The sequence below is a fragment of the Burkholderia vietnamiensis LMG 10929 genome, from assembly GCF_000959445.1.
Taxonomy (GTDB): Bacteria; Pseudomonadota; Gammaproteobacteria; order Burkholderiales; family Burkholderiaceae; genus Burkholderia; species Burkholderia vietnamiensis.
On the sequence record NZ_CP009631.1, the window covers coordinates 793,665 to 814,233 of the forward strand.

Here is a 20,569-nt window from a genome sequence, read left to right on the forward strand (position 1 = left end):
CAATCGGAAACGCTGTGCCCGTCGACAAAAAGCACGAGTTCGAAGCACTGACGCGCATGCGAACACCGCGAGCGCAGCCGAACCGAGATCCGCTATGCCGGCTCAGTGAAAGCTGTGTGGATATCGCCGCCCGAAGTCACTCGAAACGCTGTGTAACCCGAAGATGGGCGGTTCGACGAGAGGCTGCATGCAGAGTTGCCGAGACTGATGTTGATATCCCGCGCGCAGAAGACGCCAAACCGCACGACACCGGAATCGTGCAAGACACGCCGATCTGCGAACGCACCGAGACGAGACTCTCTGTGTGGACAACCGCCACAAAAGCGACTCCCAACGCTGTGGATCTGAACGTCTCACATGAGCGCTTTGAGCGCTGGCCGAGCTCCACCAGCCGGCCCGCCGACATCACCCCCCTCAAATCTGCTGATCCAACGCCCTCGCAACGGCTTGCTCACCGAGATTGCTCGCCGGCCCGACCACCGCATAGTTGAGCCCGTTCACCGACCCATACCGCGCCATCAACGCGCCGTCCACGCGTTGCCCCGCGGGCAGCAGCCGATTTTTCGCTTCCGCTGGCCGCAGATAGAAGCTCAGCGTCCGCCCGGCATCGTCCTCATAGAGCACCATCGCGGCCGCGGCGCCGCTGTCCGTCATGAACAACCGCGCGCCGATCGGCTTGAACCCTGCGGCACTCAAGTCCGGCAGCTTCGCCGACGCGCCGACGCGCCTGGTGAGCCACCCATGCAGATCCTTCGCACTCGTCGGCCGGAAATCCACCTTCGCGACCTGATCGACCACCATCATCCGGTAAGCCTCGACCGCATCGCTCATCGGCGCGACGGGCGGCGGCGCGTTCCACCCGCGCGCCTGCCAGCCGCCGAAGGTGCCGAGCCCGATGCAGAACACGAACGAAGCGGCCATCGCGAACCGCATCCGCGAGCGTTCGGCGCGGCGCGAACGAATCGCGGCCGGATCGAGCTCGGGATTCCCGGCGGGCATCCGCACGCTTTCGAGCGCTGCCCGCAACCGCTGCGCATCCTGCTGCCACTGCTTCACCTGCTCGGCGCTCTCCGGATGCAGCGCGAGATATCGCTCGACCGCGGCGCGCGCATCGTCGTCGAGCTGGCCGTCGACATAGGCCTGGAGATCGTGTTCGTCGGGGCGGAGGTCGTTCATTTCATCAACCGGAGAGAAGGAGCGGGAAGCTCGCCGTCGCTGAGCTGGCGCAGCGCCTGCCGCGCGCGCGACAGGCGCGACATCACGGTGCCGATCGGCACCTCGAGCAGATCGGCGACTTCCCGATACGTGAAGCCTTCGACCGCGACGAGCAGCAGCAGGCTGCGTTGCTCGTCGGAGAGCCGGCCGAACGCTTCGAGCGTCGCGCGCGCGGCGAATTCGCGTTCGGCGGACGGCCAGTGCGCGTCTTCATCGTCGCGGATGCGGCCGAGCAGCCACGCGTAGCGCTTCGCGCTGCGCTTGCCGTCGAGAAACTGGCGGTAAAGGATCGTGAAGAGCCAGCTGCGCAGCGATGCGTCGTCGCGGCGGCTCGCCCAGCGCGACAACGCGCGCTCGAGCGTCGACTGAACGAGATCGTCGGCTGCGTGGACGTCGCGCGCCAACCACAGCGCGAAGCGTCGCAGCCTGGGGATGAGTTCGCGCAACGCGTCGTCGTCGGGGGCGTTTGAAGGCATGGCCGGGGGCGAGCCGAAAGGCGTGGAGATGCCGGGTAAGACGCCGCCCGGCATCGCTTATTCCATCAGCATACGAAAAATTGTTTCGTGGAATAAAGCGACGCGGGCGGCGTCCTATTCCCGTTCGACAATGATCAGACGATCGGGAGTGCATCCATGAAGCAATCTTCTTCTTCGCCGCCGCGCGAGCCTGGGCGCGGATGGTGGCGCTGGGCCGTGATCGGCGGCGCGGCGGCCGGCGTGGTGGTGGCGTTCGGCTATGTCGGCGGGTGGCTCGCGCCGGCGCGGCTGACGCCGCATCGGCTCGTCGACGCGCTGCAGACGGCCGGCGGCGGCGTCCATCCGGGCTTCCGGCGCAATCACGCGAAGGGCGTGTGCGTGACCGGCTACTTCGAAGGCAGCGGCGCCGCGAGTGCGTATTCGGTGGCGCCGTTCTTCAAGCCCGTGCGCACGCCGGTGGTCGGCCGGTTCGCGCTGCCGGGCGGCAATCCGTATGCGCCGGACAGCAGCGTGCCGATCCGCAGCCTCGCGCTGAAGCTGACCGCTCCGGACGGCGAGCAATGGCGCACCGGGATGAACGCGATGCCGGTGTTCCCGGTCGCGACGCCGAAGGCGTTCTACGAGCAGCTGCTCGCGACCGCGCCCGACCCGGCGACGGGCAAGGCCGATCCGGCGAAGGTGAAGGCGTTCTTCGCCGCGCATCCGGAGACGGCCGCCTTCCGCGCATGGGTGAAGGGTGCGAAGCCGAGCGCGAGCTACGTCACCGAAAGCTATTACGGGCTGAACGCGTTCTACTTCGTCGACGCCGCCGGCCAGCGGCACGCGGTGAGATGGCGCGTCGTGCCCGAGCAGACGGCCGGCGCCGCGGACGTCGCGACGGCGGCCGATCCGAACGTGCTGCAGCAGGACGTCACGCGCCGCATCGCTGGCGGTGCGCAGAAGTGGAAGCTGCTCGTCACCTTGGCCGACCCCGGCGATCCGGTGGACGACGCGACGAAAACCTGGCCCGCGCAGCGAACGACGATCGACGCGGGCACGCTGGTGCTCGATCGCGTCGAGCCGCAGGACAGCGGCCCGTGCCGCGACGTGAACTACGACCCGACGGTGCTGCCGCGCGGGATTCAGGTGTCGGGCGATCCGTTGCTGGCGGCGCGCTCGGCCGCGTATGCGGATTCGTATCTGCGCCGCACGAGTGAAGAGGCCGGCGTGGCCGGGGCCGCGCGATTGACTGCGGAGGGACGATGATGAAGGGAACTACGACGTTTGGCTTGCCGGCAAGGCTGCTGCATTGGGTGATGGCCGCGATGATCGTGACGATGCTGTTCGTCGGTGTGGGGATGGTGGCGTCGATTTCGCGGCGACACGATTTCCTGGTGGCGTTGCACAAGCCGTTGGGGATCGCCGTGCTGGTGCTGGTGTGCGTGCGCATCGCGGTGCGGCTGTCGACGAAAGCGCCGGCGCTGCCGGACGATCTGCCGTGGTGGCAGAAGTTCGCCGCGCACGGGTCGCATCTCGTGCTGTATGCGCTGATGGTCGCGATGCCGCTGATCGGCTGGGCGATGCTGTCGGCGGGCGGATACCCGGTGACCTTGGGCGGCGGGGTGCAATTGCCGGCGCTGGTCTCGGCGGATCCGGCGACCTTCGCATGGCTGCGGGTCGCGCATCGGGTGTTGGCTTACCTGTTCTTCGTCACGTTCGTCGCGCACTTCGCGGCGGCGCTCTATCACGGGCTGATCCGGCGCGACGGGGTGGTGAGGGCGATGGTCGGGCGTTGACTTGCGCGGGGTGCGCGCGATGCGGCGGGGCTGTCGGCGGCGCTCGAGGGCGCCGCCGCTGTCTCGATTTGACGGCTGCGGAAGGCTGCTCAACGGACCCCGCCGCACCGCTTGTCAAAAAATTTTCAAAAAGTGCTTGACGCCGATGCTGGGGAAAACCATAATTCGGCCTCTCTTGATTGAGACGCGAAACAAACGAGACGTTTGAAACGCGACGTTCTTTAAAAATTAACAGCCGATAAGTGTGGGCGCTTGATGGAAGCGAGCTGATCTTCGGATCAGAAAGCGAAAGTATCAAGAGTCTCACACTAAAGTAAGTCAGGTTTATGAAGAGATTCATATACCTGTCAGCTTTGAGTGAGCGACCGGTTCTTAACGGAACCGAAAACAGTAACAGGTTTAAACTGAAGAGTTTGATCCTGGCTCAGATTGAACGCTGGCGGCATGCCTTACACATGCAAGTCGAACGGCAGCACGGGTGCTTGCACCTGGTGGCGAGTGGCGAACGGGTGAGTAATACATCGGAACATGTCCTGTAGTGGGGGATAGCCCGGCGAAAGCCGGATTAATACCGCATACGATCTATGGATGAAAGCGGGGGACCTTCGGGCCTCGCGCTATAGGGTTGGCCGATGGCTGATTAGCTAGTTGGTGGGGTAAAGGCCTACCAAGGCGACGATCAGTAGCTGGTCTGAGAGGACGACCAGCCACACTGGGACTGAGACACGGCCCAGACTCCTACGGGAGGCAGCAGTGGGGAATTTTGGACAATGGGCGAAAGCCTGATCCAGCAATGCCGCGTGTGTGAAGAAGGCCTTCGGGTTGTAAAGCACTTTTGTCCGGAAAGAAATCCTTGGCTCTAATACAGTCGGGGGATGACGGTACCGGAAGAATAAGCACCGGCTAACTACGTGCCAGCAGCCGCGGTAATACGTAGGGTGCAAGCGTTAATCGGAATTACTGGGCGTAAAGCGTGCGCAGGCGGTTTGCTAAGACCGATGTGAAATCCCCGGGCTCAACCTGGGAACTGCATTGGTGACTGGCAGGCTAGAGTATGGCAGAGGGGGGTAGAATTCCACGTGTAGCAGTGAAATGCGTAGAGATGTGGAGGAATACCGATGGCGAAGGCAGCCCCCTGGGCCAATACTGACGCTCATGCACGAAAGCGTGGGGAGCAAACAGGATTAGATACCCTGGTAGTCCACGCCCTAAACGATGTCAACTAGTTGTTGGGGATTCATTTCCTTAGTAACGTAGCTAACGCGTGAAGTTGACCGCCTGGGGAGTACGGTCGCAAGATTAAAACTCAAAGGAATTGACGGGGACCCGCACAAGCGGTGGATGATGTGGATTAATTCGATGCAACGCGAAAAACCTTACCTACCCTTGACATGGTCGGAATCCTGAAGAGATTCGGGAGTGCTCGAAAGAGAACCGGCGCACAGGTGCTGCATGGCTGTCGTCAGCTCGTGTCGTGAGATGTTGGGTTAAGTCCCGCAACGAGCGCAACCCTTGTCCTTAGTTGCTACGCAAGAGCACTCTAAGGAGACTGCCGGTGACAAACCGGAGGAAGGTGGGGATGACGTCAAGTCCTCATGGCCCTTATGGGTAGGGCTTCACACGTCATACAATGGTCGGAACAGAGGGTCGCCAACCCGCGAGGGGGAGCTAATCCCAGAAAACCGATCGTAGTCCGGATTGCACTCTGCAACTCGAGTGCATGAAGCTGGAATCGCTAGTAATCGCGGATCAGCATGCCGCGGTGAATACGTTCCCGGGTCTTGTACACACCGCCCGTCACACCATGGGAGTGGGTTTTACCAGAAGTGGCTAGTCTAACCGCAAGGAGGACGGTCACCACGGTAGGATTCATGACTGGGGTGAAGTCGTAACAAGGTAGCCGTATCGGAAGGTGCGGCTGGATCACCTCCTTTCCAGAGCTATCTCGCAAAATTGAGCGCTCACGCTTATCGGCTGTTGGTTTAGAAAGAAAGGCTGTCTGTTAGCGGTTTTATCGGTTATAATACCGGCCGCTTTCGATAATCTTCAATGAAAAATATTCGAACGATGTTTCGTTCGAGTCTTTCTCATTGGCGATTGAGCCAGTCAGAGCGGTACGAAAGTATCGGCTGTCGTTCTTTAACAATCTGGAAGAAGTAAGTAATTTGGATAGTGGAAGCGTCTTGAGATGGACGTGAAAACTATCCGGGTTGTGATTGTATCGATGTATCTCAAGATGATTCGAACTTCATGTTCGGCTCAATTGGAATACGGCACAACGCGAGAACTCAACCTGTAGCGACTGTCGTCCCCTTCGGGGATGGGCCCCTCGTAAGCGCTAAAGCGCTAACGATGGCCGACATGAGACAGACTCGTTATAGGGTCAAGCGAACAAGTGCATGTGGTGGATGCCTTGGCGATCACAGGCGATGAAGGACGCGGTAGCCTGCGAAAAGCTACGGGGAGCTGGCAAACGAGCTTTGATCCGTAGATATCCGAATGGGGAAACCCGGCCCTTTTGGGTCATCCTGGACTGAATACATAGGTCCAGAGAAGCGAACGCGGTGAACTGAAACATCTAAGTAACCGCAGGAAAAGAAATCAACCGAGATTCCCAAAGTAGTGGCGAGCGAAATGGGATGAGCCTTGCACTCTTTATTTGTATTGTTAGCCGAACGCTCTGGAAAGTGCGGCCATAGCAGGTGATAGCCCTGTAGGCGAAAACAGTATGAAAGAACTAGGTGTGCGACAAGTAGGGCGGGACACGTGAAATCCTGTCTGAAGATGGGGGGACCATCCTCCAAGGCTAAATACTCGTGATCGACCGATAGTGAACCAGTACCGTGAGGGAAAGGCGAAAAGAACCCCGGGAGGGGAGTGAAATAGATCCTGAAACCGCATGCATACAAACAGTCGGAGCCTCGTAAGGGGTGACGGCGTACCTTTTGTATAATGGGTCAGCGACTTACGTTCAGTAGCAAGCTTAACCGTATAGGGCAGGCGTAGCGAAAGCGAGTCCGAATAGGGCGTTCAGTTGCTGGGCGTAGACCCGAAACCAGGTGATCTATCCATGGCCAGGATGAAGGTGCGGTAACACGTACTGGAGGTCCGAACCCACTAACGTTGAAAAGTTAGGGGATGAGCTGTGGATAGGGGTGAAAGGCTAAACAAACCTGGAAATAGCTGGTTCTCTCCGAAAACTATTTAGGTAGTGCCTCGTGTCTCACCTTCGGGGGTAGAGCACTGTCATGGTTGGGGGGTCTATTGCAGATTACCCCGCCATAGCAAACTCCGAATACCGAAGAGTGCAATCACGGGAGACAGACATCGGGTGCTAACGTCCGGTGTCAAGAGGGAAACAACCCAGACCGCCAGCTAAGGTCCCCAAATATAGCTAAGTGGGAAACGAAGTGGGAAGGCTAAAACAGTCAGGAGGTTGGCTTAGAAGCAGCCACCCTTTAAAGAAAGCGTAATAGCTCACTGATCGAGTCGTCCTGCGCGGAAGATGTAACGGGGCTAAGCTATATACCGAAGCTGCGGATGCGTGCTTTGCACGCATGGTAGGAGAGCGTTCCGTAAGCCTGCGAAGGTGCCTTGTAAAGGGTGCTGGAGGTATCGGAAGTGCGAATGCTGACATGAGTAGCGATAAAGGGGGTGAAAGGCCCCCTCGCCGTAAGCCCAAGGTTTCCTACGCAACGTTCATCGGCGTAGGGTGAGTCGGCCCCTAAGGCGAGGCAGAAATGCGTAGCTGATGGGAAGCAGGTCAATATTCCTGCACCATTGTTAGATGCGATGGGGGGACGGATCGCGGAAGGTTGTCCGGGTGTTGGAAGTCCCGGTCGCTGCATTGGAGAAGGCACTTAGGCAAATCCGGGTGCGTAATTCAAGGGTGTGGCGCGAGCTCCTTCGGGAGCGAAGCAATTGGAAGTGGTTCCAAGAAAAGCCTCTAAGCTTCAGTCTAACGATGACCGTACCGCAAACCGACACAGGTGGGCGAGATGAGTATTCTAAGGCGCTTGAGAGAACTCGGGAGAAGGAACTCGGCAAATTGGTACCGTAACTTCGGGATAAGGTACGCCCTTGTAGCTTGACTGGCCTGCGCCAGGAGGGTGAAGGGGTTGCAATAAACTGGTGGCTGCGACTGTTTAATAAAAACACAGCACTCTGCAAACACGAAAGTGGACGTATAGGGTGTGACGCCTGCCCGGTGCCGGAAGATTAAATGATGGGGTGCAAGCTCTTGATTGAAGTCCCGGTAAACGGCGGCCGTAACTATAACGGTCCTAAGGTAGCGAAATTCCTTGTCGGGTAAGTTCCGACCTGCACGAATGGCGTAACGATGGCCACACTGTCTCCTCCCGAGACTCAGCGAAGTTGAAGTGTTTGTGATGATGCAATCTACCCGCGGCTAGACGGAAAGACCCCATGAACCTTTACTGTAGCTTTGCATTGGACTTTGAACCGATCTGTGTAGGATAGGTGGGAGGCTATGAAACCGGAACGCTAGTTTCGGTGGAGCCGTCCTTGAAATACCACCCTGGTTTGTTTGAGGTTCTAACCTTGGCCCGTGATCCGGGTCGGGGACAGTGCATGGTAGGCAGTTTGACTGGGGCGGTCTCCTCCCAAAGCGTAACGGAGGAGTACGAAGGTACGCTAGGTACGGTCGGAAATCGTGCTGATAGTGCAATGGCATAAGCGTGCTTAACTGCGAGACCGACAAGTCGAGCAGGTGCGAAAGCAGGTCATAGTGATCCGGTGGTTCTGTATGGAAGGGCCATCGCTCAACGGATAAAAGGTACTCTGGGGATAACAGGCTGATACCGCCCAAGAGTTCATATCGACGGCGGTGTTTGGCACCTCGATGTCGGCTCATCTCATCCTGGGGCTGTAGCCGGTCCCAAGGGTATGGCTGTTCGCCATTTAAAGAGGTACGTGAGCTGGGTTTAAAACGTCGTGAGACAGTTTGGTCCCTATCTGCCGTGGGCGTTGGATATTTGAAGGGGGCTGCTCCTAGTACGAGAGGACCGGAGTGGACGAACCTCTGGTGTACCGGTTGTCACGCCAGTGGCATCGCCGGGTAGCTATGTTCGGAAGAGATAACCGCTGAAAGCATCTAAGCGGGAAACTCGCCTTAAGATGAGATATCCCTGGGGACTAGATCCCCTTGAAGGGTCGTTCGAGACCAGGACGTTGATAGGTCAGGTGTGTAAGCGCAGTAATGCGTTCAGCTAACTGATACTAATTGCCCGTAAGGCTTGATCCTATAACAAGTCTGCCTTGTAGATCGGCGCCGTGCGAAAGCACTGGCCGCGATCCAGAGCGACATGTTGGATTCTCGTGTGTGATACACACAACTCAAGATTACTGCTTCTTCCAAGATTGGTTCTGTTGGCCATGCCAGCAGAACAACCCTCTTTGCCTGATGACCATAGCGAGTCGGTCCCACCCCTTCCCATCCCGAACAGGACCGTGAAACGACTCTACGCCGATGATAGTGCGGATTCCCGTGTGAAAGTAGGTAATCGTCAGGCTCCCCTAAGCCAGAAACCCCCGCCCGAAAGGCGGGGGTTTTTGCATTTGTGGCCTCCGAAAATCCGGCTACCGAAGATCATCAGCATCTATCTGTTGACCGTTGGTGTGACGGTTGTTGACGATGGCTGTCGAAAACTGCGCTGCGTTCCGCGCTCGGGAAGAGCGCATGGAGATGGTCTCTCCGGGGGGCGGGCCGTTGCGGAGGCAGTGAGGGCCGCGTAACGCGGCCCTTGACCCTTTAGCGCTCGAATAGTCGCCGTCAATCCGGTTGATGGTAGGGCTGCTCGCGGAAATCGAGATCGCCATAGTGCGGCGTGATGTGCATTTGCCGGGTATCGTGGTTGATCTCGAAATAGACGCGGTCGCCGGGCTCGAATCCGAACAGCTTGAAGTGCGCGTCGATGACGGCCATCCAAGGCAAGTACGGCCAACCTCGCTTTGGCTTGTCAGGCGTGCTGCGGAGGATCAACTGAAGCACGGTGGTAGGGTCGCGCTGGAGCTTGCGTTTCTTGGGAAGCGATTTAATATTCGGGACAGCCATTTCCGACTCCTAGTGTGAGTTGGTTGTGGTCAGCGGGTCGTATGGGTGGCAGCCCATGCGGCCCGCGCTCTTACTGCTTTGCTCTCTCTTCAGCGGTTCTTCTGATCCGCTGTGTCTAGCGATGCGATCTTCTATATATCGCACGCCGCGTATAGTTTAATTCGTGATGCATCTCACAAATCGATTTAGGCGCTCAATAGCCAAACGGGAGATGTATAAAAAAGACGTATCGAACGGAGGCAGATTTTCGTATCCGTCCAATGGTTCGCTGGCTAAGCGGGTGGTATGGATCTGCATAATTGGTAAAATAATGCAAATAACTTAAAATTTGTCTAGTTACGATCACCCGTAGACGCGCTTGCCTGTGATTTATAGTATTGTGCAGTTCGCGTTGAACACACGGGAGTCGGAATGTTGAGACATGCCAGTACTATTTCGATAATTGTCGCAGGTATGTGTATCTGCTCAGCTGCCTTCTCTGGGGAGTTGGCGGTGACTAATCCTTTGTTATCCAAGTTGAGGCCGTGGTGTGTCGGCCGCTTTGTGTTTGATCGCCCAGTGGCAAGCCGAATATATAATCAATCATACGAATTCCGTGGTGAAAGGATTGATGTTAAGCATAACTCGTCGGCGGCCGAGTACGATTCGAAGGTAAGACTCTTGAGCTCTAGGTTGAATGGTTTGCAGCGAGTAAATCCTGGAACCGGTATAAAAGTCAATCATTCGTGGTTGGAGACGGAGTTGCGCCCAAGAGAAAATTCGGCGGTATTTGTTTATCAAGAATATTATTCAAAATCTGGCCTTGATTTCAAAACAGAGGGCTATTTGTTGGATGGTGGAAATCTTTTTCACACTGTTGGCGGAATTGGAGTAGAGGCGCTGAGACAGGCTGGGGAGATCTATAACGACACGTATCGTCGAATTAGGAGCCGTGACAACTGGTCGGTACCGACAGAGTCAGGATTCTGCATTGATGGTGGAATCGTGACTGGTTCGTCGACCTACTCTGAGGAGGTTACCCAGTCGTTCGTGTTGATGCCGGAAAATCGCCCGGCACTTCTAGTGATTCAGATGCGCGATTCCGTTAGTCAAGACCGCGATTCTTCCGCCTCGCTCCTGAAAACCTTGCCTGATTTGCGTGCGAAATTGGATAGTATCGGTACACACTACCGTATTTTGCGCCAAGGCCATCGCAAAGTCGCGGGCATTGAAGCCGAAGAAGTACTGTTTGAGGCTAAAGACGGGGCGGTTACCGAATACCGCTTCTCTCTGCTTGCCCCGGGTGACCCGAGTACGTTGGCAAAGCCGCATACTTCGATTCAAATGATTCTTGGCAATATCAGTAACCACGATATGCCAGCTGAAGAACGAACCTCTCCGGTTGATGAGGCACAGGCATTACAGGCTTGGGATATATTGCTGAACAGCTTGAGGCTGCGACCCGGCGTGGTTTAAAGGATGGAGGGCGATAGGGCATTCTAAAAAATGACATGACGACGGTCGGTGGCATCGTGCAGCGAGGTAACGGAGAGGACATACTGCAGCCAAGCGAGCCGCTTCTGGTCCGACCGGACGAGCCTCGTCGGGCGGTAGGAGCCCCCAGTGAGAGTTTGGGAAGCATAGTGTGAGATTGTCTATCTCGACGTTGCGGTACTCTAGGCCGCCAGGCAGGGGAGCATAATAGCTGGCGGCACGATTGCTGGAAGCCTCGCACAGTTCACGGGGTTTCATTCGTTTGCGGCCTGCTGAGCCCGCTCGCACTATCGCGCTGGTGTTTGTCGGGAGTGACGTTGGGTAGATGGGGGCCGAGGTTGGAAGCGACATGTACAAGAAGAGCTGGCTGTTTTCATGCACTGGATGAACGATTAAGGGGAACGCCGAAAATGTCGATGCCAATATTCGTTGTTCTTCTCGGGCTCTTTGTCTGCTCTGCCTTGTTGATTATCGTCAATCTCACTGGCGACCCGGGCATCGACTACTGGGACCTCGACGGAGAGAACGAGCCGCCGACGTCCAAGCTCGATGTCCTCCGAAATTGGCCGGTGTTCTGCGGCGCTGGGGTGGTGCTCATCGCAACGTTCGTTACCTACCATTGCTACGTGGCTGAATGAACGTCTTGGAGTCCCAGCGGTTCGTCGGGTGCTTTGACGCCCGCCGCTTAGCGCAGCTCCGCGGTGTCAAACGCATTTGAAATCTGAGCCACTTCGCGCCTGATCGCGCAAAGTAAAACTGAGCCAGTCGTTACTTCTTCGATGTCGGGACGTGCCCGGCTTTGCGTTGCTGTTTCAGTCTGTAGCTGTCTCCTTTGATCTGGATGATGTGGGCATGGTGGGGGATGCGGTCGAGCATCGCTGCAGTGAGGGTGGTGTTGCCGCCGAAGGTTTCGTCCCACTGCGCAAACGGCAGGTTGCTGGTCAGGATCATCGAGCCACGCTCGTAGCGCTTGGCGACGATCTGGAAGAAGTGACTGTGTTGATGCCGTTGAGCCGAAGTACCCGAAGCGCGTCAGCCCGAGCGTCGTCGACGAGTGGGCCGCGCAACTGACGGGCTGGCTGCGGGCAGACAGTCATCGCCCGAAGCGTGACCGGCGCACGGCCCGGTTCATGTTCGAGGCCATCCGCGGCGAGGGCTACGCCGGCAGCTACGGCCGCGTCAGCGCCTTCGTGAGACGCTGGCACGAGGAGCAGGCTGAAGCCCCGCGCAGGAAGGCCTATGTACCGCTGGCCTTCGAACCCGGCGAAGCATTCCAGTTTGACTGGAGCTGCGAATACGCCTTCATCGGCGGGTTGCGGCGACGCCTGGAGGTCGCCCACGTCAAGCTCAATGCCAGCCGGGCGTTCTGGCTGGTCGCCTATCCGACCCAGAGTCACGAGATGCTGTTCGATGCGCACGCCCGCGCATTCGCCGCGTTCGGCGGCGTGCCGCGCCGCGGCATCTACGACAACATGAAGACCGCCGTGGACAAGGTCGGCCGCGGCAAGGAGCGCGCGGTCAACGCCCGCTTCGAGGCAATGTGCGGCCATTACCTGTTCGAGCCGGAATTCTGCAACCGTGCCGCCGGCTGGGAGAAGGGCATCGTTGAGAAGAACGTGCAGGACCGGCGCCGCCAGATCTGGCACGAGGCTGCGCTACGACGCTGGGAAACGCTGGAGCTTCTGAACGAATGGGTCGCGGGCCAGTGTCGTCAGGCCTGGCAGATGCGGCACCCGCAGTGGCCCGAGCTGACGGTCGAGGACGTGCTGCAGGACGAGCGCACCAGGCTGATGCCCAATCCACGCCCGTTCGACGGCTATGTCGAGCAGACCCTGCGGGTGTCGTCGACCAGCCTCATCCACTTTCAGCGCAACCGCTACAGCGTGCCCACCGAGTATACGAACCAGCTGGTGAGCGTGCGCTGCTATCCGGCATATCTCAGCGTCGTCGCCGACGCCCAGGAGATCGCACGCCACGAACGCAGCTTCGAGCGGCACATGACCTTCTACGACTGGCGCCATTACATCACGCTGGTTGAGCGCAAACCCGGCGCGTTGCGCAACGGCGCTCCGTTCGTCACGATGCCACAGCCGCTGCAGCAGTTGCAGCGACACCTACTGAAGCACCCGGGAGGCGATCGCATCATGACGCAGGTGCTCGCCGCGGTGCGCGAACACGGACTCGATGCCGTGCTGCTTGCCGTGCAGGCAGCGCTGGACTCGGGACGCCCCAGTGGGGAGCACGTTCTGAACGTGCTGAGCCGGTTAAAGGCGCCCACCACGAGTACCAACCTCGCGACGACGAAACTCCAGCTTACCGAAGAGCCGGCTGCCGACGTGAGCCGCTACGAAACCCTGCGCGCCAACCCACCGGAGGACCGTCATGTCTAACGACATCGCCGCCCAACTCAAGGGGCTCAAACTGCATGGCATGGCGAGCACCTGGCCAGAGCTGCTGGCGCAGTCGCGTCACACGGAGTTCGACCCGGAGCGCTTCATGAAGCAGCTGCTGATGGCTGAGACGGCGGAGCGACAGGTGCGCTCGATCGCCTATCAGATGACCGCCGCTCGCTTCCCGGCTCACCGCGACCTGAAGGGCTTCGACTTCGCGCAGGCGCACGTCGACGAAGCGCTGGTTCGAGAACTCAGTGACCTGTCGTTCCTCGCAAGCGCACACAACGTCGTGTTCATCGGTGGCCCCGGCACCGGCAAAACGCACCTCGCCTCAGCGATCGGAATTGAGGCCGTGCAGCGCCACGGCAAGCGCGTGCGCTACTTCTCGACCGTCGAGCTGACCAACGCACTGGAGCAGGAGAAGTCCATCGGCAAACAAGGCCAGATCGCCCATAAGCTGATGTACGTCGACCTGGTAATCCTCGACGAACTGGGCTACCTGCCGTTCAGCCAGACCGGTGGCGCATTGCTGTTCTACTTGCTCTCGAAGCTGTATGAACACACGAGTGTCGTGATCACCACCAACCTCAGCTTCGGCGAGTGGGCGACCGTGTTCGGGGACGCAAAGATGACGACGGCGCTGCTGGACCGCGTCACCCATCACTGCCACATCGTCGAAACGGGCAATGAATCCTGGCGCTTCAAGTCCAGTTCTGCCAAGGCGAAGGCAACCAGAAAGAGAGCAGCAAAAGCAGCAGGCAGTGAGGAGTTATCCACACCGGAATAGATGTACTACGCTGTCTCGGGGTGGGTCAGATTTAGATGAAAACGGTGGGTCAAGATTCGGTGAAAATCAACAATCGCACTGATATATGCGTCGTCTACGCCGAGTCGGCGTGCGAGTTCGGTCTGCGTGAGCTTGAGCATTTTGCGGCGAGCTCGGACAAATTTTCCAAAGTCTGTCACGTGGAATTCAACGACAAGGTTTTCTCGAATTTTGGAAGAATAAGATCGTAAAAGACGAGGGTCAACGTGTGATTTTCGAGAAAATGCGACGAAGGAAGCACAAATATTTTTTTAAATTGTGGTGAGCGTAAATTAATATATGTTTTTGGTCGCTCGAGCGCGTTTGGATGTCAGGATTGGCATTTGTGGATCCCAATTGACAAAATTCATCGTCTAGACGTGTGAGCCGCGGACTATCACGATTGATCATTCAGAGGAAAAATCCATCGCTGTACCGGTGCATTGACGTTGCGGACCGCTCTGGACATGGGCCGGTCGTCTATTTCCTTTTGCAAGTGCCACCCCTATATCGTTTGTGGTGCTAGCGGTCGACCTTGCATTCGTAGTTGCCGAGCGTGTGGGTATCGAGCTGCTTGCCAATCGCGTTGCCAGCAGCACAACCGACGGCATCTCCGGACAGAGCGTCCATTAGACCTTCAGCGAGGCCACCAAAGAATAAGCCGATGGGACCGGCGACGATCAGGTTATGCCGCCAGCTTCAGCATCGCTGAGCGTGGCAGCGGCGCTTCCGGCGTGCCGGCGACGGCTCCGGTGGCGCCCCCAGGGCAGATGCTGCTCGATCCGATAACCCTCGGCAGGCGAAGATGGACAACCGGCGTTGTCCCGGGACTCGATGTTTCGGGGCCGGTACGGGAGCATTTACGGCCCACGGAGAAGCCGAGCTTAGTTCAGGATAGATGCCGCACATCCATCGCGACATAAAGCCACGCGATGGTGGGAAGGTTGGACGGTGTCCTTAAGCGGTTAACGGCTACGTTGATGCATCGGCTGGTGGCTCATGGCGGGGTTGCGCGCAAACGTCTAGTGGGAACGAAACCCCAAGAGCGGACACTATTGCATAATACCGCTTTAGGGGAACGGTCGTTATATGCGGTTACAGCTGCGGGCCTCATGCACGACCGGGGCGTGGTTCGCGGCGGGTGTGGCCCCAATAAATTCTGTACAGACCATCAAGATCAAGACAAGGACATGAGCCAACTTCCGAGCGAGCGTTTCTCCGGCCATGAATCATTCGTGTGCCGGTTCGGCTGGCTGCCCAAGGTGTTCAGGGCCGTCCAATCAACACCCGACTTGTTGCGTAACGATGAAGCGGCGACGAACGCGCTGGGAATCGGGCGGAATATGGTCAGGTCAATCCAGTTCTGGGCGGAAGCTGCCGGGATTATTCAACCCGACGAAGGTGGTGGACATGTTCCCGCCCCGATTGGTCTGAGGCTGCTTTCTGAGACGGGCTGGGACCCTCATCTTGAGTCGCTGGAATCCTTGTGGCTTATACATTGGCAGTTGAGCACGAATGCAGCGCTGGCGGCGTGGAATGAGGTCTTCGGCGAAGGTCGATTGACCCGCTTCGACCGGCAATCCTTGATCGAAGGACTGAGGCGGCGTGCGGAGAGTGCCACCAGACCACTGGCGGTGACCACAATCGAGCAGCATGCGGGCATTTTCCTGCAGACGTACTTTCAGGAAGATCGCAACTCTGATGACTCTTCGTGGTGCCCCCTTCAGGATCTTGGCCTGCTGCGGGCCAGCAAAATCGATGGGGGACGCCCAGTTTTTAGCGTTGATGCCTCCACCCCGATTGGTCTCACATTGCGAGTATTTGGCATGGCCTTGCTGGAGTTCGTATCCCGGCAAAGCAGTGCCTATTCGGCCGACTTCGGCCAGGTGCTCAAAGGCGCATACAGTCCCGGGCAGGTGTTCCGATTGGACGAGTATCAGTTGAGGCTCTTCATCGAACGCTTGAGCGATGGGCCCTTCCAGGGGGCCATGACTTTCATTGACACCGCTGACACCCAAAGTGTCGTGTTGAAACCGGAGCGCATCGACGCTTCGTATTGGCTGCGGGCACCGCAGAAGGCCAACGCATATGCATGACCGAATCATCGACGGACTGAAGCTGGAAGGGCGCCATACTCGCTCAATTTCGCTCGATCGCGACCTTCGCGACGCGCAGGCGATCGATGGCTATCTTCTGACTCCGAATGCGCTGTCGGCACTGAAGCAGATTGGCGAGTCGCTCACGCATGGGTATGCCCAGCGGGCTTGGAAACTGGTCGGTCCATATGGAAGTGGCAAGTCGGCTTTGGGAGTTTTGCTCGCGCAGGTCATGGCGGGCAAGGCTGCTTACCCGAAGGCTTGGCAGGCACTCAACAAGGCCGCCCCTGGGGTTGCGCGTCATTATCACGATTGTTCTCGGTATCCAATCGCTCTCGTCGGCGCTCGCGTGTCTATCGGGCAAGCCTTGGCGATGGCCGTTGGTCAAGCTTTGGAAGGGTGGGGCAAGAGCAAGGCCGCGGCCGGCATCCGGCGACATCTCGACGTGGAGCAGCGCACATACAAGGGGATGCCCCTGAACGCGCGTGTCGGGGAACTGCTCGACGATCTTGCGGTGGCGGCTCAGACGCAAGGATTCCGAGGGCTCGTGTTGCTGATCGATGAGGTGGGTAAATTCGTCGAACACGCGGCGTTGTACCCGGACCAGGGTGATCTAATCGCCCTGCAACAGATTGCAGAGCACGCAAGCAAGGCCGACGACGATAAGCTTATGGTCGTGGCGATGCTCCACCAGCATTTTGCGAGCTATGCAGCCGGAGTCGGTCGGGCGTTGAGCGATGAATGGCACAAGGTTGCATCTCGCTTTGAGGAAATCCCTTTCGACGAACCGATTGAACGCTACGCCCACTTTGCAAGTCATGCACTCGGGGTCAAGCCCAGGCTGCTAGAGAACGATGGCCTGAGAAATACCGCGCAGAGCTTGTACGATACCGCACTAGATCTTGGCGTGTTGCGCGCGACCACCGCCGCTGACAAGGCGCTCTTTGAACAGCCAGCATGCTTGTATCCTTTGCATCCGCTCAGCGTTGCGAGCTTGGCGGTGATATCGAAGCGCTATGGTCAGAGCGAGCGTTCGTTTCATGCGTTTTTGCGAGGCCACGAGCCGCAAGGGCTGGTCGATTTCGTGCATCGAACGGACTTGGACTCGCAGGCGTGGCTTCGCCTGCCCGATGTATTCGACTATTTGGCCGCAGGTTATGGGTTGCGGTTTAGGGATTTAGGCAGCGAGCGACGCTGGGCATTCGCGGTGGCTGCTGTCGAGCGCCATTCAGACCATCCAATCACAGCGCAAGTCCTCAAGAGTATCGCGGTACTCGAATTGGTACAGTCCGACTTGGCACAGGAGGTGACGTCGAGCGTCATCTCTTTCGCATTGGGTTCACAGGTAGCTGGGTCTCGGATCGACGAGACTCTGGCTCAATTGGTCGAACGCGGGGTGCTGATCCATCGCCGCAGAAAGACAGAATTTGCGTTCGCGGTTTCCGATGCGGTAAACGTTGAGGCTCTTTACGAGCGCGCGGCGCGCTCTGGTGAATCGGATCTCATCCTCCGCGGCATCTCGCGACTGCTATCAAAGCGATTGGTCGTCGCCAATAAGCATTACGACCGTACTGGCACTATACGAACTCTCGGCATTGCCGTCGGAGTTGTCGGGGCTTGGCCAGCGGTCGCGACGACGGCAGGCGACGACTTGCAGCCTGACGCATGGCTTAAGTTGGTGCTTCTGTCTGGCGATGAGGATGCCGCCGCAGCGGCGGCTTGGTTGCAAGACCAGACGCAGGAGCTGGAGCTTTGCGGCTGTCTGCGCCTATCCGCCGAGGGGCGCGCTGCCCTGGTGGAGTTCTCGATCTGGCAAGAAGTGCTGCAGACGGTTAACAGCAAACACCTCGATCCATGGACGAGTCGTTATGTTGAAGGCCGACTTCAGCATGCGCATGAGGCAGTCGGACGCTTGGTGACTTCGGAGTTGATTCCTACGCCTGGCAGAGAAGGGCCAGCGTATTGGCATCAGGGCCGTCCCATACCTGATAGCACTCTCATGAACACCAATCAGCTCGCCTCTTGGTTGTTCGATAAAGTGTATTTTCAAGCGCCGAGAATCATTAACGAGCTGATCAACAAGGATAAGCCGACTTCGGCGATCGTCTTGGCGCGGCAGCGCATGTTCGACGTGCTACTCGGAAACGACCAGACACGGCAGATCTGCGGTCCTAGTGAATTTCCCCCCGAACGATTGATCCACACAAGCCTTCTGCGCCAGACCGGGATCTGGGAGGAAAGCGGCGGACGTTGGCGGCTTGTACCGCCATCTGCTAAAGCGGAAAACGACATCAGTGCTGTATGGGCCAAGCTCTCGTCATTGCTTTGCAAAGACGAGCCCATCAGCTTCGGGGATGTGCTCGGCACATTGGCTGCTCCCCCGCTAGGTCTTCGTGCTGGGCCCGCTGGTATCTGGGTCGCGTTGTACGTGATGATTCACCGCGGACGATGTGCGGTGTTTGAGCGCGGCACCTTGTTGCTTGAAGTCAGTGCAGAACACCTGCAACGGATGTTCAAGAATCCTCAGGCGTTCAAGCTACGCGAGATGACAAACGCCGAAAGCAACAAGCGGCTGCTGGCTGATTACCGCGCGGTGCTCGCATCTATCGGTTGTTCATTCGACGGCGAGCCCTCGTATCTGGAGCTTGCACGGAGCCTGTATCGGTGGTCGGCGCGATTGCCCGACTTTGCCAAGCAGACGCAGCAAATCAGCAAGGACGCTGCGTTGCTGCGTTCGATGTTGAAGACGGCAGCGGACCCGATTGAATTGTTGACGCAGAGCATTCCGGCCCTCCACGTGCAGGTGAAATCCAAGAAGCCGTTAGGTACTTGGCTAACTGCGACTCTGTCGGATCTTGGCATGGCGCATCGTCGCTTGCAGGACGCGGTGACTCAGGAGCTAAGTTCAGGGTTTGCGATTTCCGGCCCTCTTAGCCGTGTTCGGAGCCAGTTGCAAGCGGAGTGCGCCGCCTCTGCTTCGCACTTGGCCGACGCACGCCTACGCGGTTTCCTGCTACGTTGTACGGATTTGTCGTTAACGGACGAGAAGTGGCTCGACTCCGTCGGTAGCCTGATTGTTCAACGGCCATTGGATGCATGGGATGACGAGACCCTTGGGAAGTTCGCTCAGGCATTGACAGAGCTGTGTGCTCATTATCGGCGCTGGATGAATGTGGTGATGCAGCGCGGAAAGGCGCCACGCGCTGCCGAGCGTTTTATGGGGCTCACCTTAACTCTACCCGGAGGGCAAGAGACCTCCGTTTTTGTGGCAACGACAGACGCGGCCCGCCAGGTGGCGGACCATGTGCTCGATATGATCATCACATCAACGGGCGATGATCATGAACTTGCTTCAGCGGCGCTAGCGCAGGCACTGCTCGACTTACAGGCGCGCACGCGATCCCCTTTGGAGGAACGAACACACCATGACGACCAAAAAGAAGCCGGTTAGACACATTTTGAGCCTGTCGGGGGGCAAGGATAGTGCCGCGCTTGCGATTTACATGCGCGATCGCGTGCCGGACATGGAGTACATCTTCAGTGACACTCTGAAGGAGTTGCCTGAGACCTATCAATATCTGGATCGGATCGCTGCTTACTTAGGTAAAGAGGTCACGCGCCTCAATGCTGATATCGGTTTCGACCATTGGTACGAGATGTACGGAGGGATGATCCCCTCGAATCACCGCCGGTGGTGCACGCGCGCACTGAAGCTCAAGCCGTTCGAACAGTACTGTGGCGATGACGAGATCATCAATTACGTTGGGCTGCGAGCCGAGGAAAATCGCAGTGGCTACATCAGCCACAAGCCCAATATCAAGGCGGTCTATCCTTTTAAGGACGATGGCCTGGTTTTGCGCGACATCGAGGAAATCCTCAAAACGTCCGGCGTCGGTATGCCGCCCTATACAAATTGGGGGCGCACGCGTTCGGGTTGCTATTTCTGTTTCTACCAACAGAAGATTGAATGGGTGAGGTTAAAGGAGACGTATCCGGACCTTTACGAGAAGGCGAAGGCCTATGAGAAGCCATATGAGAAGACGGGGAACTTCTTCACGTGGAGCCAAGGAGAGAGTTTGGCAGAACTGGAAATGCCCGAACGTATGGAGCAGATCCGTCGCGAGCACGTTATCCGGATGGATCGCCTGAAGGCGCGCAAGGAGAACGTGACGCTCGCCGAAGTCTTTGCCGAGGCCGACCGTGGAGAGGAACTAGATGAAGACGATGACCAGGGGTGTCTGGTCTGTCAGCTATAACTACAGC

General features: G+C 57.9%; 12 protein-coding genes, 3 rRNA genes and 2 pseudogenes. 12 read left to right on the plus strand and 5 right to left on the minus strand.

Annotated features, from left to right (window positions below; all coding sequences use genetic code 11):
- Positions 1 to 414 precede the first annotated feature (414 nt).
- Positions 415 to 1,176: an anti-sigma factor family protein gene (locus AK36_RS13610; RefSeq protein WP_045578664.1), complete on the minus strand. Its 762-nt coding sequence runs from the start codon at positions 1,174 to 1,176 to the stop codon at positions 415 to 417.
- Positions 1,173 to 1,691, minus strand: coding sequence for a sigma-70 family RNA polymerase sigma factor (locus AK36_RS13615; RefSeq protein WP_011882731.1), 519 nt, complete (start codon positions 1,689 to 1,691; stop codon positions 1,173 to 1,175). Before AK36_RS13615 ends, AK36_RS13610 begins: the two co-directional genes overlap by 4 nt.
- A 156-nt stretch (positions 1,692 to 1,847) precedes the next feature.
- Here AK36_RS13615 and AK36_RS13620 point away from each other — a divergent pair, with 156 nt between their 5' ends.
- The 5 genes from AK36_RS13620 (at position 1,848) to rrf (ending at position 8,997) form a co-directional block, all read left to right on the plus strand.
- Positions 1,848 to 2,936 (plus strand): catalase family peroxidase, encoded by a 1,089-nt coding sequence (locus tag AK36_RS13620; RefSeq protein WP_045578665.1) that lies wholly within the window; start codon positions 1,848 to 1,850, stop codon positions 2,934 to 2,936.
- Positions 2,933 to 3,466, plus strand: coding sequence for a cytochrome b (locus tag AK36_RS13625; RefSeq protein WP_045578666.1), 534 nt, complete (start codon positions 2,933 to 2,935; stop codon positions 3,464 to 3,466). Before AK36_RS13620 ends, AK36_RS13625 begins: the two co-directional genes overlap by 4 nt.
- A 401-nt stretch (positions 3,467 to 3,867) precedes the next feature.
- Positions 3,868 to 5,400: ribosomal RNA gene (locus AK36_RS13630) — 16S ribosomal RNA — on the plus strand.
- Positions 5,401 to 5,847: 447 nt separating this feature from the next.
- Positions 5,848 to 8,729: ribosomal RNA gene (locus AK36_RS13635) — 23S ribosomal RNA — on the plus strand.
- 155 nt (positions 8,730 to 8,884) lie between these two features.
- Positions 8,885 to 8,997: ribosomal RNA gene (gene rrf / locus AK36_RS13640) — 5S ribosomal RNA — on the plus strand.
- The 16S, 23S and 5S rRNA genes sit together here, the layout of an rRNA operon.
- Positions 8,998 to 9,257: 260 nt before the next feature.
- Here rrf and AK36_RS13645 read toward each other — a convergent pair.
- On the minus strand, positions 9,258 to 9,539 hold the full coding sequence (locus AK36_RS13645) for a hypothetical protein (protein ID WP_043290584.1): 282 nt from the start codon (positions 9,537 to 9,539) through the stop codon (positions 9,258 to 9,260).
- A gap of 453 nt (positions 9,540 to 9,992) precedes the next feature.
- Here AK36_RS13645 and AK36_RS30290 point away from each other — a divergent pair, with 453 nt between their 5' ends.
- Together AK36_RS30290 and AK36_RS13655 are read left to right on the plus strand one after the other, a co-directional pair.
- Positions 9,993 to 10,994, plus strand: a complete 1,002-nt coding sequence (locus tag AK36_RS30290; RefSeq protein WP_167343729.1) for a T6SS immunity protein Tli4 family protein — start codon at positions 9,993 to 9,995, stop codon at positions 10,992 to 10,994.
- A gap of 434 nt (positions 10,995 to 11,428) precedes the next feature.
- Positions 11,429 to 11,650 (plus strand): hypothetical protein, encoded by a 222-nt coding sequence (locus tag AK36_RS13655; RefSeq protein ID WP_224019852.1) that lies wholly within the window; start codon positions 11,429 to 11,431, stop codon positions 11,648 to 11,650.
- Positions 11,651 to 11,780: 130 nt separating this feature from the next.
- Here the strand turns inward: AK36_RS13655 and AK36_RS13660 are convergent.
- Positions 11,781 to 12,014: pseudogene (locus AK36_RS13660) on the minus strand (ATP-binding protein); the annotation flags it as partial.
- Between AK36_RS13660 and istA the strand changes: the two are divergent.
- Positions 11,975 to 13,402, plus strand: a pseudogene (istA, locus tag AK36_RS13665) (IS21 family transposase); the annotation flags it as partial. The pseudogenes AK36_RS13660 and istA sit on opposite strands and share 40 nt — an antisense overlap.
- Positions 13,395 to 14,192 (plus strand): IS21-like element helper ATPase IstB, encoded by a 798-nt coding sequence (istB, locus tag AK36_RS13670; RefSeq protein ID WP_045578667.1) that lies wholly within the window; start codon positions 13,395 to 13,397, stop codon positions 14,190 to 14,192. The pseudogene istA and the gene istB, both read left to right, overlap by 8 nt.
- A gap of 5 nt (positions 14,193 to 14,197) precedes the next feature.
- Here the strand turns inward: istB and AK36_RS34675 are convergent, their stop codons facing one another.
- Entirely contained in the window at positions 14,198 to 14,332 is a 135-nt protein-coding gene (locus AK36_RS34675; protein ID WP_080938674.1) for a helix-turn-helix domain-containing protein, read from the minus strand.
- 1,068 nt (positions 14,333 to 15,400) lie between these two features.
- Here AK36_RS34675 and AK36_RS13675 point away from each other — a divergent pair.
- From AK36_RS13675 to AK36_RS13685, 3 genes are read left to right on the plus strand one after another with little or no spacing between them, the layout of a single operon-like run.
- Entirely contained in the window at positions 15,401 to 16,306 is a 906-nt protein-coding gene (locus AK36_RS13675) for a DUF4007 family protein (protein WP_045578668.1), read from the plus strand.
- Positions 16,299 to 19,757, plus strand: coding sequence for a hypothetical protein (locus tag AK36_RS13680; protein WP_045578669.1), 3,459 nt, complete (start codon positions 16,299 to 16,301; stop codon positions 19,755 to 19,757). Before AK36_RS13675 ends, AK36_RS13680 begins: the two co-directional genes overlap by 8 nt.
- Positions 19,732 to 20,562 (plus strand): phosphoadenosine phosphosulfate reductase family protein, encoded by an 831-nt coding sequence (locus AK36_RS13685; protein ID WP_045578670.1) that lies wholly within the window; start codon positions 19,732 to 19,734, stop codon positions 20,560 to 20,562. Before AK36_RS13680 ends, AK36_RS13685 begins: the two co-directional genes overlap by 26 nt.
- The last annotated feature ends 7 nt before the right edge of the window (positions 20,563 to 20,569 follow it).

Excerpts from the sequence above, each read along its gene's own strand:
- AK36_RS13655 (WP_224019852.1), top strand. The coding sequence starts at position 11,429 with ATGCCAATATTCGTTGTTCTTCTCGGGCTCTTTGTCTGCTCTGCCTTG.
- AK36_RS13625 (WP_045578666.1), top strand. The coding sequence starts at position 2,933 with ATGATGAAGGGAACTACGACGTTTGGCTTGCCGGCAAGGCTGCTGCAT.
- istB (WP_045578667.1), top strand. The coding sequence starts at position 13,395 with ATGTCTAACGACATCGCCGCCCAACTCAAGGGGCTCAAACTGCATGGC.
- AK36_RS13685 (WP_045578670.1), top strand. The coding sequence starts at position 19,732 with ATGACGACCAAAAAGAAGCCGGTTAGACACATTTTGAGCCTGTCGGGG.
- AK36_RS13610 (WP_045578664.1), bottom strand. The coding sequence starts at position 1,176 with ATGAACGACCTCCGCCCCGACGAACACGATCTCCAGGCCTATGTCGAC.
- AK36_RS13680 (WP_045578669.1), top strand. The coding sequence starts at position 16,299 with ATGCATGACCGAATCATCGACGGACTGAAGCTGGAAGGGCGCCATACT.
- AK36_RS13615 (WP_011882731.1), bottom strand. The coding sequence starts at position 1,691 with ATGCCTTCAAACGCCCCCGACGACGACGCGTTGCGCGAACTCATCCCC.
- AK36_RS30290 (WP_167343729.1), top strand. The coding sequence starts at position 9,993 with ATGTGTATCTGCTCAGCTGCCTTCTCTGGGGAGTTGGCGGTGACTAAT.
- AK36_RS13675 (WP_045578668.1), top strand. The coding sequence starts at position 15,401 with ATGAGCCAACTTCCGAGCGAGCGTTTCTCCGGCCATGAATCATTCGTG.
- AK36_RS13620 (WP_045578665.1), top strand. The coding sequence starts at position 1,848 with ATGAAGCAATCTTCTTCTTCGCCGCCGCGCGAGCCTGGGCGCGGATGG.
- AK36_RS13645 (WP_043290584.1), bottom strand. The coding sequence starts at position 9,539 with ATGGCTGTCCCGAATATTAAATCGCTTCCCAAGAAACGCAAGCTCCAG.
- AK36_RS34675 (WP_080938674.1), bottom strand. The coding sequence starts at position 14,332 with ATGCTCAAGCTCACGCAGACCGAACTCGCACGCCGACTCGGCGTAGAC.